The organism is Vibrio zhanjiangensis, assembly GCF_030161235.1.
GTDB classification, from domain to species: domain Bacteria; phylum Pseudomonadota; class Gammaproteobacteria; order Enterobacterales; family Vibrionaceae; genus Vibrio; species Vibrio zhanjiangensis.
In genome coordinates, this window is record NZ_BSPW01000108.1 from 36,420 (window position 1) to 51,519 (window position 15,100).

Below are 15,100 nucleotides of genomic sequence, written 5' to 3' on the forward strand. Positions count from 1 at the left end.
GTTATAGCCGCGCATCTGCGCGGCGGTAGAAGATTGATCATTTCTCGTAATCAGGCTTGTCTGTCACTATATAGTTGGTTTCACTAGAGACCATAACACCATGTTTTAGAAAGTTTTTACCTAAAATCATGCTGTAGTGGAAGCGGCTGCGATCTTGAAGGTTTACTCTCACTTTCTTCTCTAAATTACCAAGTTTTACTTGCATTTCAACCACAGGTCGCACATTTGCTTGCTCACCTTTTTTGGCTTTGATACGCATAACATCCACCACGGGTTTAGTGAACTTTTGACTCATCCCTATATCATTTTCGTAGGTGAAGCTAACCATATCACGCCCATTGTTTTTAAATTGCTTAATATTTTTGGCATTCATTGAGCTGACGTCGGCACCTGTATCGAGTTTGACAGGGAAAGACATACCTTCGACTTGAGCAACTTCAATATGACCGGCCTTAAAGAGGGGATACTTATCCAATAGATTTTCTGAGCGTGTATTGAGCAGCACGCCACCTTTGGCTAGGTCATGGCCTAAAGCAAAAAACGGTTGTTGCTGTTTTTCTTTGTCGAGTATATCGAGCGCAAAACGTATCGATTGTTTCCCCTGATTGCCAAGCTGAATATCGCTTTCCACTACGGGGCGAACTGAGTCTCCAACTTTGAGTTTTTTCAATACGGGTCTGGTTATTTTCTCGGCTTTTCCCATGCCAGTTGGTAGATAAAAAGTAACGGTTTCCGTTTGCCCTTTTTCCGCTAATTCGAAGCTTTCAACTCGAAGCAGTGGCGTTTTGACCGCAAAAGTTGGATAAGCGGGCAGAGTGATATTGTTCAATGTGACGGATTCTGTTGCAGAGATCACCAGAGGGTCAGACTTAAGAGCATTCTTGAATGACTGTTCGGTATGGAGCAGGTTTTCCTTGTCGGTATCAACAACGAAATACTGGCTGGCCAAGTCTTTACCTATCCGAATTTGCGAGCTGAACTTACTTCGGTCACGCAAATAGACCAGCCAAGATTGGCTATGGCTTGCATCAATTTTGACTGGTAGATAAACCAAAGGGCGTTCGCCACTGCTGGTTTTGAGCATTCGAACCAAAGGTAAAGTCATGGCTTGGCGCTGTTTATTCTTTCCTTCCACAACAAAAGAGACTTGCTTATTCTTCTTGTCTACTTGAATGTCTAGCGCATGGGCACTGGTGTAACGAGCTGTGGTTGAAATGCTGGTTTTATAGGGAATATCAGAGACGGTGACTAAGTCTTTTTTTCCAATCATCCTAGCGTTCGGTAATTCTTGAAGGTAGTCATATCCCGCTAAAACCCAAGCATTATTGTCTAGGTAGGTTTTGCCAATTAAGACAGGTACCGAAAAGTGAGAACGGTCGGTTAAATTGACTAGGGTGTCTACTTTTCTATTGGCAATGGTTAACGGGAGCTTTACTGCTGGGCGTAGAATCGGTGCTTGACTGGTTCTACTGCGAATAATACTTAATTTTTCTAGTTTTTTATCGACAGTTATGCCATCGCCTGTTTTGGGGTTTGGCATAGTAAAAGTGACGTGTACCTGATAGGCATCGAAGCTATTTTGATCCCAACTGGCCGCGGCAAATTTTTCAGCATCCCAAGTGCCATTAGTACCAATCAAATCACCGAAAACGGCCCACATAAGTTGGTCGTCTTTGAACTTTTTGAACTTTGGGTTGTTACTGTACAGGTGGATATTTTCGGCATGTATCGAAGTGCTATCGGCTCCTGTATCAATCTTTCCAGCAAAAGGAACCTCAGAAAGCTCTGGAATATCGCTGAAGTAGACATTTTCAATTCGACCCAAAACCGGTTTGTCTTCGAGTTGGTAAATGGGACTTTGTGTCGTTGCAGCAAAGGACGGTTGCCAAGTGAGTGGTATGGCAACTAAAGCCCCTATGAGTGCTATGGTCGAAGAAAATTTCTTCATCATTGTTTCCCCGTAGATATGAAAGCGCAGAGGTATATCTGATTAGTTAAACGCAATAAGTTCTCAATTTCTCCAGTTTTGACATAAATCTGATGGATGTCTATCAGTAGTTGGTAAATTTTACTTAACCTAATTAAAAACATTGCAAATTCTATCAACAACCCCAATGTTCTATACACAAATCCCATGACTAACAAGAAAGAGAATCACTGGATGAGCCAAGCTATCTGCCTTACGATTGCTCAGGAACTGAATGTTCGCCCTGAGCAAGTAACCGCTGCTGTTAACCTGATCGACGATGGCAATACCGTACCCTTTATTGCTCGATATCGAAAAGAGGTGACGGGAGGCTTGGATGATACTCAATTACGTAATCTTGATAGCCGATTGGCTTATCTACGAGAATTGGATGAGCGACGTCAAACAATCCTTAAATCCATCCAAGAGCAGGGCAAGCTTACGGATGAGTTGGCGGCAGAGATTCACCAAGCGGATAGCAAAACACGCTTGGAAGATTTGTATTTGCCGTACAAGCCTAAGCGTCGAACTAAGGGGCAGATCGCGATTGAAGCGGGTCTTGAACCTTTGGCAGAAAAGCTGTGGAACCAAGCGGAATTTAATCCTGAGCAACTGGCTTCTGAGTATATTGACTTGGAGAAGGGGATTAGCGATACCAAAGCAGCACTGGATGGTGCGCGCGCTATCATTATGGAGCGAATTGCAGAAGACGCTGGTTTGCTTGAAAAAATACGTGCATATCTCAACCGTCATGCTGAGCTTGAAGCCCGAGTAGTAGAAGGGAAAGAGCGAGAAGGTGAGAAATTTAAAGATTACTTTTCGCATTCTGAAGCATTTAGTAAAGTACCTTCTCACCGTGCGCTGGCTATGCTTCGTGGCCGTAATGAAGGTTTCCTGAGTCTGGCAATGAATGCTGATCCCTCGCAAGAGCAAGGTACTCGACAGTCTTATTGTGAGACCATTATTGCCGAGCATTATGGTATTTCATTGAGTCAGACCTCTGCAGATAGTTGGCGTAAACAAGTGATCAACTGGGCGTGGCGCGTTAAGGTTTCGATGCACATGGAAACTGAACTGATGGGCGCGATGAAAGAGCGCGCAGAAATTGAGGCGATAGAAGTCTTTGCTACCAACCTAAAAGACTTATTGATGGCGGCACCTGCAGGGCCTCGAGCGACGTTAGGGTTGGACCCGGGTTTAAGAACAGGGTCTAAAATCGCAGTGGTAGATTCCACGGGTAAAGTCCTAGCAACCGAAACTATCTATCCACATCCACCGCAAAATCAATATGATAAATCAGCGCAAATAGTGGCTAAGCTAGTTGAAAAACATCAGGTTGATTTAATCGCGATTGGTAATGGCACGGCGTCGCGTGAAACAGACAGTTTTGTGGCAGATCTTGTGAAACGTCATAACCTTAAAGTGCAAAAAATTATGGTCAGTGAAGCTGGGGCGTCTGTGTATTCTGCTTCTGAACTTGCGGCAAAGGAATTTCCCAATCTAGATGTGTCACTGCGAGGTGCGGTTTCGATAGCGCGCCGCCTGCAAGATCCCTTGGCTGAGTTGGTTAAAATTGACCCTAAATCAATTGGTGTTGGTCAATACCAGCATGATGTGAGTCAATCTATGCTCGCTAAACGTTTAGATGCGGTGGTGGAAGACTGTGTGAATGCTGTTGGTGTGGACGTCAACACGGCTTCGCCAGCGCTGTTGGCGCGCGTTGCCGGTCTGTCGAGTACGATTGCACAGAATATCGTTGATTACCGTGACGAGCACGGCCGCTTCGACGCGCGCACTGGATTAAAGAAAGTGGCGCGCTTAGGGCCAAAAGCGTTTGAGCAATGTGCAGGATTTTTGCGCATTATGGGGGGCAAAAACCCATTGGATGCATCGTCTGTTCATCCTGAGGCCTATCCTGTGGTGAAAGCCATAGCGGAGAAAAATAGCAAGCAAGTGGATGCACTCATTGGTGATACTCAGTTTTTGCGCAGCTTACACGCGCGAGATTACACAGATGAGCATTTTGGCTTGCCTACGGTTACCGACATTATTAAAGAGTTAGATAAACCAGGTCGAGACCCACGTCCTGAATTTAAAACAGCAACTTTTGCCGACGGCGTTAATCAAATGTCAGATTTAGAGCCAGGAATGATATTGGAAGGTGTGGTCTCAAATGTGGCAAATTTTGGTGCTTTTGTTGATATTGGCGTTCATCAGGATGGTCTAGTGCATATATCGGCGCTCACTGATCGCTTTGTTTCGGACCCAAGAGAAGTGGTCAAAGCTGGCGATATTGTCAAAGTAAAAGTGATGGAAGTGGATGTACAGCGCAAGCGAATAGGCCTGTCAATGCGCCTTACCGATGAACCGGGACAAGATAATCGTTCGCAACGTTCAGCGCCAACCAATAAGAATCAAGGTCGAGCTTCGAGTCGCAGTAATGAATCGGCCAATAATGCGATGGGTGGTGCGTTTGCTGCGGCTTTTGCTAAAGCGAAAAAATAGCCATATGCGATAATATAAATCCCCGTCAAGCGGGGATTTTTTATTAATATCAAGCGTTTTTACAATACCGCTATGACATCAGAAGGAGTGTTTGGTGCAACCGCATCACCATAGTGAAACTTGATTATGGTTCTGCGTTTTTCCATTCTTCCTTCAGTGATCGCTGCATCAATAATGTACCTTGGTAAGCGAAAGCGCATTGCGTAGCCTTTACCCTGCTCTTTACTGTAGCTGTCTAGAGCGATGAGCTTGAAAATCCTAGCGAGTGTATCATTAGGGTTTTCGTGATAAGTTGCTTTTACTTCTTCATGTTCACTGGCTTCATAGCTTGGGTGCTCAGCGGGATCCCAAGAAGATTGTTTTCGCCTTTTATCGTCGGCTTTGACTTGGCGCTCTGCGTTACTTTTGGTTAATGCTACCGTAGGGTTGACGGGCTCTCGAACCTTATTGTCCCGTGCCACCTGCTCGGTTTGCACATTAACCGATGGAGCGATCAGCGGTACGCTTACGTTCGTAGGTGATACGAGCATTGCTAAACCTCCTCACGCTCAGTCAATAGCGCATAATAAAACAGCGTTTTCTTGACTTGTTTTATTTATCGGCCTCGATAGTTAAAATTTTAGTTTATTGATTGAATTATTTTTATTTTATGCCAGTAAAGCGAAAGACTTGCTGGCAAAACTCGTCATTTTGAGTAATAAAAGGTGCATGTGACGAGTCACTAAACACATGGCTTGTGCTCATTGGCATCAATGTATCAACCTCTTTTGCTACTTGAGCGGGAACGAGGCCATCTAATCGCCCGTACAAGCGCAGTGTGGGAGTCGCAATATGTTCAAGATCAAGTCTATGGTCAATCGTTGCTAAAAGCTCAAGGCCTGCAATCAGTGAAGCCGTGTTAGGCTCTGGTCTTGATAAAATTGCCTGCTTGAGATTTTTAATATCTTGACGCGCGGAAGGGCTACCCATGGCCTGAAGAGCCAAAAATCTTTCTATTGTTAGCCTAAAATCATCGAGTAGTTGTGCTGAGAAATTCTTCAGTACTTTGGGTTGTATCCCTTTCCATTCTTGGTGCGCCGAAAACCTTGGTGAACTTGCAACTGTGATAAGTTTGGCTATGCGTTGTGGATGTTTTAGGGCAATGTGAGTTGCAACTAACCCACCCAGCGACCAGCCGAGCCACGTGGCATTATCAGGTGCGTGGTTAAGTACTTGTTGGCTTAAATCTTCTAATGTTTTGAACGAGAGATGATTGCTGTAACCAAAACCAGGTAGGTCGACGATATGAACGGTAAAATGCTCGCTGAGTTGCTCTGCAGCTTGGTGCCAAACTGCTCCGTTCATCCCCCAGCCATGGATTAAAATCAAATCACTGCCTTGACCGATGGATTGCCAATATGGTTTTGTTTGCTTGCTCTCATTGTGTACCACGTTTCTCATCCTTAAGGTTTTTTCAAAGGGTTAAACTTTGTTGACTACTTAATTGGCAGGCGACAGAGCTATGTTAACCGATTGGATCCGCAAATACACAACCTACCTGCTACCTAAGCACTGTGATTTGTGCGGTTTGTCTATCAAATTGCCCTACCAACACCCCATTCTTTGCCACGTATGCTTAGCCAATTTTGCCCCTCAGCCTCGTTGTTTATGCTGTGGTCTTGTGATGCCTGTATCTGAACAGCGATGTGGACGTTGTTTGTTATCGTCCCCATTGTGGTCGCGGCTGTATTGTGTTGGGGATTATCAAGCGCCGCTCGCAAGCTATGTCCATCGCTTAAAGTATTCAGGACAGTTTTGGCATGCTAAAACATTAGCACTACTGCTTACACCGTATATCACATCAAAGCCTGAATTGATTACTTTTGTACCGCTGCATTGGCAGCGATTTTTATATCGTGGCTATAACCAAAGCCAGCACCTCGCTTGGGAGATAAGCAAACACATAAATGTTTCTTGCTGTGGGCTATTTCGTAAAGTGAGGGCGACAGTGCATCAACAAGGTTTAAGCAAAAAGCAAAGAGAGCGTAATATCAGGCAATCTTTCGCGCTATGCAAAACCATTAACCATAAACATGTGGCAATTGTTGATGATGTTCTCACCACCGGAAGTACTGTTGAGCCTTTGTGCCAATTGCTAAAGCAAAGTGGTGTAAAAACGATTGATATTTATTGTATTTGCCGTACTTCTCACCCCAATGACAACCTAAGTGGTGTGAATTTGATCTAAAAGGCTAGATCTTGAAGAAATCAGGAGTAAAATGAGAGGTAAATAGCCTACAAAATTACTCAGGTATTCGTCGTGTCAAATTCTATTACTATTACTGAAAATGCTCAGCAGCACTTTGCTAATCTTTTAAGTCAGCAGCCTGAAGGCACTAATATTCGTGTGTTTGTGGTAAATCCTGGGACTCAGAATGCCGAATGCGGCGTATCATATTGCCCTGTAGAGGCGGTCGAGTCAGCGGATACAGAAATCAAATATCAAGGATTTTCAGCATTTATTGATGAATTGAGTTTGCCTTTTTTGGAAGACGCTGAGATTGACTATGTCACTGACAAGATGGGCTCTCAGCTTACCTTGAAAGCGCCAAATGCTAAAATGCGTAAGGTCGCAGATGATGCGCCGTTACTCGAGCGAGTGGAGTACGCGATTCAAACCCAAGTAAACCCGCAACTAGCCGGTCACGGTGGGCATGTGAATCTGGTTGAAATTACCGATGATGGTGTTGCTATAGTTGCATTTGGTGGTGGTTGTAATGGCTGTTCAATGGTTGATGTGACCCTAAAAGAAGGGATAGAAAAAGAGTTGTTGCAGCAGTTTGAAGGTGAATTGACAGCCGTCCGTGATGCGACAGAGCATGATCGCGGAGAGCACTCTTACTATTAAGTGAGCCAGCCCAATATATCATTGGTCAATGACAGTATCCGATTAAAAAGGTTGGCGAAAAAGTCAGCCTTTTTGTTTTTAAATAAAGGTATTTTCCCATATATTAATGGCTTACCAATAACTAAGGAGTCAGTTAGTGGCTAAGACGAACCCTCCCAAAATTCTAAGTAAACAGACGGTTGCAAAGTCTAAGTTATTTACGGTAGAAGCACTCGAGTTGCGTTTTAGTAATGGTGCCGAAAGGACTTATGAGCGGATGAAACCCAGTGGTCGAACTGCGGTTATGATGGTGCCAGTGACAAAAGAAGGTGACCTATTACTTGTAAGGGAATATGCAGCGGGCACGGAATCTTATGAATTAGGCTTTCCCAAAGGTTTGGTCGATGATGGGGAGCGGCCCATTGATGCAGCAAACCGAGAGCTAAAGGAAGAAATCGGTTTTGGTGCCAATACACTGACTCTGTTAAAAGAAGTCGTCGTCGCCCCATCTTATTTTTCAAGTAAAATGACCTTATTTATTGCAGAAGATCTATACTCAGAACAATTAGAAGGTGATGAACCAGAGCCCCTGGAAGTGATTCGTTGGCCACTTTCTCAAGCAGAAGAGCTTCTCACTCACCTTGATTTTTGTGAAGCACGCAGTATCACTGCGCTATTGCTCGCTCTACGTATCCTAAAACCATAATCAAGGTAGAGTGTTTAAGGATTGACTATGCCAATGATTGAAGACTTTTCGCAATATTTGCCTGCCGTTATAGAGATCGCTCGTGCGGCTGGTCAGTTAACGCTGGATATCTATCAGAAAAAAGACTACAAGGCCTATACAAAAAGTGACCAAACTCCCGTCACGAGTGCCGACATTGCCGCCCATAAATTGATCGTTGAAAGGCTCACCGAGCTTACGCCGGACACTCCAGTGCTTTCAGAAGAAGATGCTGGGGTAAGTTTGAAAAAGCGCTCAAACTGGCAGCGTTATTGGCTAGTTGACCCGCTTGATGGCACTCAGGAATTCATTGCACGTAGTGGTGACTTTGCCACCATTATCGCTTTGGTGGAAGACCATAAGCCAGTGATGGGTGTCGTGTATGGCCCAGTTTCTGGCGTCACCTATTACGCCTATAAAGATCAAGGTGCGTGGAAGATCCCAGATATGGATGAGCGTTTGCGTATTAACACCTTTCACCATGAAGGGCAGGCAAACTCGATTGCCATGGCCATCAGCCGTAGGCAAGACATCAGTCGTATCACCAGCCGAATGAATAGTCGTTGGAACTATGACCTTGTTCCATTGGGTTCAGCTGCGCTTAAGGCCTGTCTTGTTGCCGAAGGTGCGGTAGATTGCTATTTGCGCCTTGGGCCTACAGGAGAATGGGATACGGCCGCCACTCAGTGCATTGTAGAAGAAGCGGGAGGGCGCATTTTAAGTACTCAACTAGAGCCGCTTTCATACAATGAGAGAGAAACATTGGAGAATCCTAACTTCATTGTCCTTGGCGATCAGAATTTGCCTTGGGATGAAATTTTACAGGTCAAAGACTGAGCCACTTTGAGCATAGTTTGACCTCGCAGCTAAGCTTTTGAATAGACATCTCTATCACCAAGCCAACGATCAATAATCGCGGTGGCTTTGTCTGGGTAGTGATCATGAATATGGCGTGCGATACGCTGTACTTCAGGTATTAGATGTTGGTCCCTGACTAAATCAGCAATTTTAAAGTCGGCAATACCGGTTTGCTTGGTGCCAAGAAGTTCACCCGGTCCTCGGATTTCGAGATCTCGTTGAGCAATCACAAACCCGTCGTTACTCTCTCTGAGTACACCCAAGCGCTTTTGTGCGGTTTTGGATAAAGGCGAATGATAGAGCAAAACGCAATGACTGGCGACACTCCCCCTTCCTACCCTGCCGCGTAATTGGTGGAGTTGCGCTAATCCCAGACGTTCAGGGTTCTCAATAATCATCAGACTGGAGTTAGGCACATCGACACCAACCTCGATAACTGTGGTTGCAACCAGAAGATGCAGTTTGTTGTCTTTAAATTCCTGCATCACCGATTGTTTTTCCGTTGGTTTCATCCGGCCGTGGACTAAGCCGATTTTTACGTCTGGCAATTTAGCTTGCAACTCTTGGGCGGTATCTTGTGCCGCCTGTGCTTCGAGGAGCTCTGATTCATCAATCAGGGTACAAACCCAATAAGCTTGCTTACCTTCATTGAGGCAAGCATTGCGCACCCGCTCAACAATATCACTGCGTTTTGTGTCTGGGATGGCGACGGTTTGAATTGGGGTGCGACCAGGCGGGAGCTCATCAATGACTGAGGTTTCAAGATCGGCATACGCTGTCATAGCGAGCGTGCGAGGAATTGGTGTAGCCGTCATGATCAGTTGGTGAGGGTAGGCACCCTGCTTTTGACCTTTTTCTCTCAGCTCAAGACGTTGATGGACACCAAAGCGGTGTTGTTCATCAATAATGACTAATGCCAGATGAGCAAAGTTTACATGCTCTTGAAACAAGGCGTGAGTCCCGACGACCATTTTAGCTTGGCCGCTGGCGATTTTATCTAACTCTGCCTGTTTTGCTTTTCCTTTGAGTTTGCCAGCCAACCAGCCGACTTCAATACCCATAGGGTCGAGCCATTGTTTGAAGTTGATAGCGTGCTGCTCAGCAAGCAGTTCTGTTGGTGCCATTAGAGCAACTTGATAATCATGCTCAAGCGCGCGCAGCGCTGCGAGCGCGGCAACTAAGGTTTTTCCTGACCCCACATCCCCTTGCACAAGGCGCATCATGGGGTGTGGCTTTTCTAAATCCCGCTCAATTTCTGCCACGACTCGTAATTGCGCTTGGGTTGGAGAAAAAGGCAGCTGCTGCAAGAGTTTCTGTTTTAATTCATTTTTTTCGCAAAGAGGCAGGGCTGCATCTTTCTGGCTCTTGCTACGAACCGATAGCATGGAAAGGTTTTGAGCTAATAACTCTTCTAAGATTAGGCGCAGCTGGGCAGGGTGCTTCCCCTCATTAAACGACTCTAAATCTATGTCTGGTGTTGGCCTATGTATAATATGCAATGCTTGGTTAAGAGAAATTTGTTTATCATATAAGCCTGTAGGTAATAGCTCCTGCACAGCGGCCTTATCAAGAAGCTCTAACGCCTGAGTTGTGAGATTGCGCAGTGTCAGCTGGCGTAACCCGTCTGTGGTTGGATATACAGGTGTGAGATTTTGCTCCACTTGGGCTTGCTGATTTGGTGCATAGAACTTGTAATCGGGATGAATAATTTCCAGTCCAGTACTGCCTCGCTTTATCTCTCCATAGGCATGAACGGTTTTTCCCTCGCAAAAATTATTTTTCATTGCTGCCGTAAAGTTAAAAAACCGCAGCGTGATCGTCCCGTTGCCATCACTTATCTTAACCGCGAGCATTCTGCGCTTACCAAATAAGGTATCGGCACTCATTACTTTGCCTTGAACACTGGCCCACAAACCCGGGTGGAGTTTGACGATAGGGTAGATGCGAGTTCTATCTTCATAGCGATGAGGGAGATGGAAGAGTAAATCTTGAACTGAGTGGAGACCGACCTTGGATAACTTTTCTGCGACTTTAGCGCCCACTCCGTTAAGAGAAGTCAATGGAATGGCAGAGAGTAATTGAGACATGGCACAGCTCGATTCGTTATTTACTAGTCAACTGACTCTACTAGTTAACCACTGAGCTGTGTTTTTGTACAGGGAAACTTGGGATCTGTAAGCAATTTTGCTTAGGTTGGCTTGAAGATTACTTTTTCTGCATCTCTTGCCACCATTCTTCGCTGGCGACGATTTCACCTTGCTCATCAATAAGTGGAAAGGGCAGGCCTTTACGTTTGGCGACTTTTGCCAGAACAGGGTGTCCTCGCTCAAAAAGGATTCGCTGAATGGTCTTTTCGGCCAGCTTACTGGTAGGGTGGTCATACATTCCCGCTGCTTGGCGCTGACGCTGGGCTTCGTACATGATAACAGCACTTGCTACTGACACGTTGAGTGATTGAACCATGCCCATCATAGGGATGATAATATCCTGATCGGCCAGTTGTTTGGCTTGCTCTGACACGCCCATTTTTTCACCACCTAACAGGATGGCTGTCGGCTTGGTGTAATCAATCTCGCGAAAGTCGACGGCGGTTTCAGATAAGTTCGTGACTAAAATTTGCATGTTTTGCTGTTTAAGCACGCTGACAGCATCATCAATGGTGTGGTGAGTTTCTACTTCTACCCAGTTACGAGCCCCCGCAGATGTGTGGCTTAGCGTGCGCATCGCATGTGGCCAAACCGCGTGTATTTTATGGATAGCGGTTGCATCCGCGGTTCGAATGACCGCTGAAACATTGTTGGGCTTGTGAACTTCTTCAAGGCAAAATGTCAGGTCAATTTGGCGCGATTTGAGGACGTGTTGGATTCTCTGATAACGTTCTAAATTCATATTATTTTATAGCTAAAGCCCTTGAGATGTGGACTCAAGGGCAATTCTGTGTGTAGTGCCTATGGTTAGTTTTTGCGTCGCCGAACCTTTAGAGCATGGGGCATGGCTTTAATCTTACGCATTATTCCAGCAAGGTGAACTCTATCTTTGGTGGTGAGTAACACAGTGACTGTGTATAACCGGCCGTCTTTCTCTTCTGTTGACAGACCATGGATATTGGACCCTGTTTTTGAAATAACATTGGTCAGCTCAGCAAGAACGCCTTGACGATTTTGTACGTCAACATACAGCTCGGTAATAAACTCTTGTTCGTAGTCATTTGACCATTCTACCGCCATGTATTTATCAAGCTCTTTTTGATAGCCACGGACATTCGGGCAGGTCTCCCTGTGGACAACCAATCCTCGCCCTGGTGATACATGGGCAATAATATGGTCATCAGGGATGGGATGACAGCAATTTGCAAAAGTCAGTAGCAGGCCTTCTGCGCCACGTATTGGCAATTTTTTCTTAGGTTTGCCGTTATCTGTTGGTTGAGCTTCAGTGAGTTCATCAGCATCACCCAGTAGCCGACGCGCAATAACGATGCTCATGAGCTCACCCAGACCTATATCTGCCAGTAGGTCATCCACGCTGCTTATTTTTAGCTCAGTTAGAACATGCTGAATATTCTCTTCACGAATATCCGACAAAGACAGATCACCAAGTGCATGGTTGAGCAAACGTCGTCCGAGAGTGATAGACTCTTCTCTGCGCATTGTTTTTAGTACTTGGCGTATTTTGGTACGAGCCCGTGATGTCACCACATAATTGAGCCAAGCCGCGTTTGGACGAGCGCCTGGGGCACTAATAATTTCAATTGCTTGACCATTTTTGAGTGATTTACTCAAAGGGTAAGGGTTGCGATCCACTCGCGCACCAACACACGTATTCCCGACGTCGGTATGAACGGCATAGGCAAAGTCTACCGCAGTCGCGCCAACAGGCAGTTCAACGATGCGACCTTTTGGCGTAAAAACGTATATTTCATCAGGGAAAAGATCGGATTTTACGTGTTCGATAAATTCAAATGAGTTACCCGCACTCTGTTGCAATTCCAGTAAGCTCTGCATCCAACGTTGGGCTTTAATCTGAGCTGTGGTACCTGAGCGATCACTATTACCTTTGTAAGACCAATGTGCAGCAACCCCTTTATCGGCCATCTGGTCCATGTCTTCCGTACGTATCTGAACCTCAACAGGCACGCCATGAGGCCCAACCATAGAGGTATGGATCGATTGGTAGCCGTTCGCTTTTGGTACCGCAATGTAATCTTTCATCCGTCCAGGGCGAGGTTTATACAAGCTATGAACTTGGCCTAAAACACGATAACAGGTATCAGCGTCAGCCACGACGACTCTGAAAGCGTAGATATCCATGATGGTATGAAAACGCTGTTCTTTGGTCTTCATTTTGTTGTAAATGGAGTAGAGATTTTTTTCTCGGCCAAAAACACGAGCCTGAAGACCGACTTCTTCTAAGCGACCTTTAATTTCATCATGGATGCGCTGGATCATCTCTTTACGGTTGCCACGCGCTGATTTGACGACGGCTTTGAGCACGCGGTAGCGATTGGGGTATAAAGCTTCAAAACCTAACTCTTCGAGCTCAGTTTTTATGTTGTGAATACCCAGACGATGAGCAAGCGGTGAGTAGATTTCTAGCGTTTCTCTTGCGATACGGCGCTTTTTATCTGCTCGTAGCGCTCCCAAGGTTCGCATGTTGTGGGTTCTGTCTGCAAGCTTGATAAGGATGACACGGATATCTTGCACCATGGCAAGAACCATTTTACGAAAATTTTCTGCTTGCGCTTCTTTACGATCGCGAAACTTGAGTTTATCAAGCTTGGAGACCCCGTCTACCAGCTCTGCAACGGTGTCACCAAACTGATGTGCTAAATCTTCTTTAGTTGCAGCAGTGTCCTCTATAACGTCATGCAGTAATGCTGCTTGAAGCGTTTCAATATCGAGGCGCATTTCTGCCAGAATACGTGCAACAGCGACAGGGTGGATAATATAAGGTTCGCCACTTGAACGGGTTTGCCCTTCATGGGCTTCTTTTGCTACCACATAAGATTGACGCAGAGCCTCAATTTGAGGCTCTGGTAAGTATTCTTGGGCAACATCTTTTAAGCTGTCGAATAGATACAAACTTTTGGCCCGGAAGATAGTTGTTAGAAGAACGCCAAATTAGCGACTGTGTGCAATACTGCTGACAGCGGCTAGCTCTGCGGCTTCTTGTTCCTGTTGCTCTTGACGCTCACGAGCATCAAGAATTTCTTTAGTGATCAGGCCCTCTTCAATCTCGCGTAGAGCGATGACCGTTGCCTTATCATTCTCTTCTGGCACTAGTGAGTCTTTACCACCAGTTTGCATTTGACGAGCGCGGCGAGCCGCAATAAGAACTAGGTCGAAGCGGTTACCAACTTTTTCAACAGCGTCTTGAACAGTTACGCGTGCCATGAGAACTCCAAATCAGTTAACTAAAAATTTTGTATGACGAGAAATTATACAGTCTCTATGTTCTTAGTGTCTAGTAGCCACTAAGAGTAATTATGGATTAAACCCTTTTAGTATGGGTTAATCTGCTAAAAGCGCGTCAAGCATCGCTTTATATTTGGCGGCTTGCTTGTCTTGTTTTAATCTTTCCGCACGAAGGATGGCTTTAAAATCTATCAGCGCATTGTCAAAATCGTCGTTGACGATGACATAATCATATTCGGTATAGTGGGAAATTTCAGATTTCGCTTTTGCCATGCGTTTCGCGATGACATCTTCACTATCTTGGCCGCGGGCATTAAGTCGGCGTTCCAATTCTTCGTCTGAAGGCGGCAAAATAAAAATACTTTTCGCATTCGGCATTTGTGTACGGATTTGGCGAGCACCTTGCCAATCGATATCTAGAAACACGTCGATGCCTTTCTCTAGGTTATCCTCAATCCAAAGACGCGATGTGCCATAGTAGTTGCCAAATACTTCAGCGTATTCAAGAAAAGCCCCCTGCTTTATCAGCGCTTCGAAGGCCTTTTTTGCCACGAAATGATAATGGACACCATCTTGCTCGCCGGGACGCATGTCACGAGTGGTGTGCGATATGGACACTTTCATAGCATAGGTCGGATTGGTTTCTAACATGGCAGAAATCAAGCTAGATTTACCTGCCCCACTCGGTGCAGATACGATGTAAAGAGTGCCTTTTCCCATGGGTACATTCCAAGTTTGTTTCTATATCGTCTGCTTTAAAGCGGACATAT

Annotated in this window: 13 protein-coding genes; 5 read left to right on the top strand and 8 right to left on the bottom strand. The window is 45.4% G+C overall.

All coding sequences use genetic code 11. The features are described from left to right. Positions 1–37 precede the first annotated feature (37 nt). Positions 38–1,948 carry a putative ATP-dependent zinc protease gene (locus QQK21_RS21460; RefSeq protein WP_431313154.1) on the bottom strand — a complete coding sequence of 637 codons (1,911 nt, stop codon included), beginning with the start codon at positions 1,946–1,948 and terminating at the stop codon, positions 38–40. A 213-nt stretch (positions 1,949–2,161) separates the two neighbouring features. Here QQK21_RS21460 and QQK21_RS21465 point away from each other — a divergent pair, with 213 nt between their 5' ends. Next, positions 2,162–4,471 (top strand): Tex family protein, encoded by a 2,310-nt coding sequence (locus QQK21_RS21465; RefSeq protein WP_284194216.1) that lies wholly within the window; start codon positions 2,162–2,164, stop codon positions 4,469–4,471. Positions 4,472–4,530: 59 nt separating this feature from the next. On the opposite strand, the gene QQK21_RS21470 is transcribed toward QQK21_RS21465, so the two are convergent. Both QQK21_RS21470 and bioH read right to left on the bottom strand, forming a co-directional pair. After that, positions 4,531–5,001, bottom strand: coding sequence for an ATP-dependent Lon protease (locus tag QQK21_RS21470; protein WP_284194217.1), 471 nt, complete (start codon positions 4,999–5,001; stop codon positions 4,531–4,533). Positions 5,002–5,113: 112 nt separating this feature from the next. Then, on the bottom strand, positions 5,114–5,911 hold the full coding sequence (gene bioH, locus QQK21_RS21475; protein ID WP_284194218.1) for a pimeloyl-ACP methyl ester esterase BioH: 798 nt from the start codon (positions 5,909–5,911) through the stop codon (positions 5,114–5,116). A 61-nt stretch (positions 5,912–5,972) separates the two neighbouring features. Here bioH and QQK21_RS21480 point away from each other — a divergent pair, with 61 nt between their 5' ends. The 4 genes from QQK21_RS21480 (at position 5,973) to cysQ (ending at position 8,898) form a co-directional block, all read left to right on the top strand. Beyond that, positions 5,973–6,698, top strand: coding sequence for a ComF family protein (locus QQK21_RS21480; protein ID WP_284194219.1), 726 nt, complete (start codon positions 5,973–5,975; stop codon positions 6,696–6,698). Between the two features lie 72 nt (positions 6,699–6,770). After that, positions 6,771–7,358, top strand: a complete 588-nt coding sequence (gene nfuA / locus QQK21_RS21485; RefSeq protein WP_284194220.1) for a Fe-S biogenesis protein NfuA — start codon at positions 6,771–6,773, stop codon at positions 7,356–7,358. A gap of 136 nt (positions 7,359–7,494) precedes the next feature. Continuing rightward, positions 7,495–8,043: an ADP compounds hydrolase NudE gene (gene nudE / locus QQK21_RS21490; protein ID WP_284194221.1), complete on the top strand. Its 549-nt coding sequence runs from the start codon at positions 7,495–7,497 to the stop codon at positions 8,041–8,043. Between the two features lie 27 nt (positions 8,044–8,070). After that, the gene (gene cysQ, locus QQK21_RS21495; RefSeq protein ID WP_284194222.1) at positions 8,071–8,898 is read left to right on the top strand and encodes a 3'(2'),5'-bisphosphate nucleotidase CysQ; all 828 of its coding nucleotides are present in this window, start codon (positions 8,071–8,073) and stop codon (positions 8,896–8,898) included. 29 nt (positions 8,899–8,927) lie between these two features. Here the strand turns inward: cysQ and recG are convergent, their stop codons facing one another. From recG to gmk, 5 genes are all read right to left on the bottom strand, one after another. Continuing rightward, on the bottom strand, positions 8,928–11,006 hold the full coding sequence (recG, locus tag QQK21_RS21500; RefSeq protein WP_284194223.1) for an ATP-dependent DNA helicase RecG: 2,079 nt from the start codon (positions 11,004–11,006) through the stop codon (positions 8,928–8,930). 118 nt (positions 11,007–11,124) lie between these two features. After that, complete coding sequence (gene trmH, locus QQK21_RS21505; RefSeq protein ID WP_284194224.1) at positions 11,125–11,808, bottom strand: tRNA (guanosine(18)-2'-O)-methyltransferase TrmH; 684 nt, start codon at positions 11,806–11,808, stop codon at positions 11,125–11,127. A gap of 65 nt (positions 11,809–11,873) precedes the next feature. Continuing rightward, positions 11,874–13,997: a bifunctional GTP diphosphokinase/guanosine-3',5'-bis pyrophosphate 3'-pyrophosphohydrolase gene (spoT, locus tag QQK21_RS21510; protein ID WP_284194225.1), complete on the bottom strand. Its 2,124-nt coding sequence runs from the start codon at positions 13,995–13,997 to the stop codon at positions 11,874–11,876. 39 nt (positions 13,998–14,036) lie between these two features. After that, positions 14,037–14,309, bottom strand: a complete 273-nt coding sequence (rpoZ, locus tag QQK21_RS21515; protein WP_006957184.1) for a DNA-directed RNA polymerase subunit omega — start codon at positions 14,307–14,309, stop codon at positions 14,037–14,039. A 117-nt stretch (positions 14,310–14,426) separates the two neighbouring features. Then, the gene (gene gmk / locus QQK21_RS21520) at positions 14,427–15,050 is read right to left on the bottom strand and encodes a guanylate kinase (RefSeq protein ID WP_284194226.1); all 624 of its coding nucleotides are present in this window, start codon (positions 15,048–15,050) and stop codon (positions 14,427–14,429) included. Positions 15,051–15,100 lie beyond the last annotated feature (50 nt).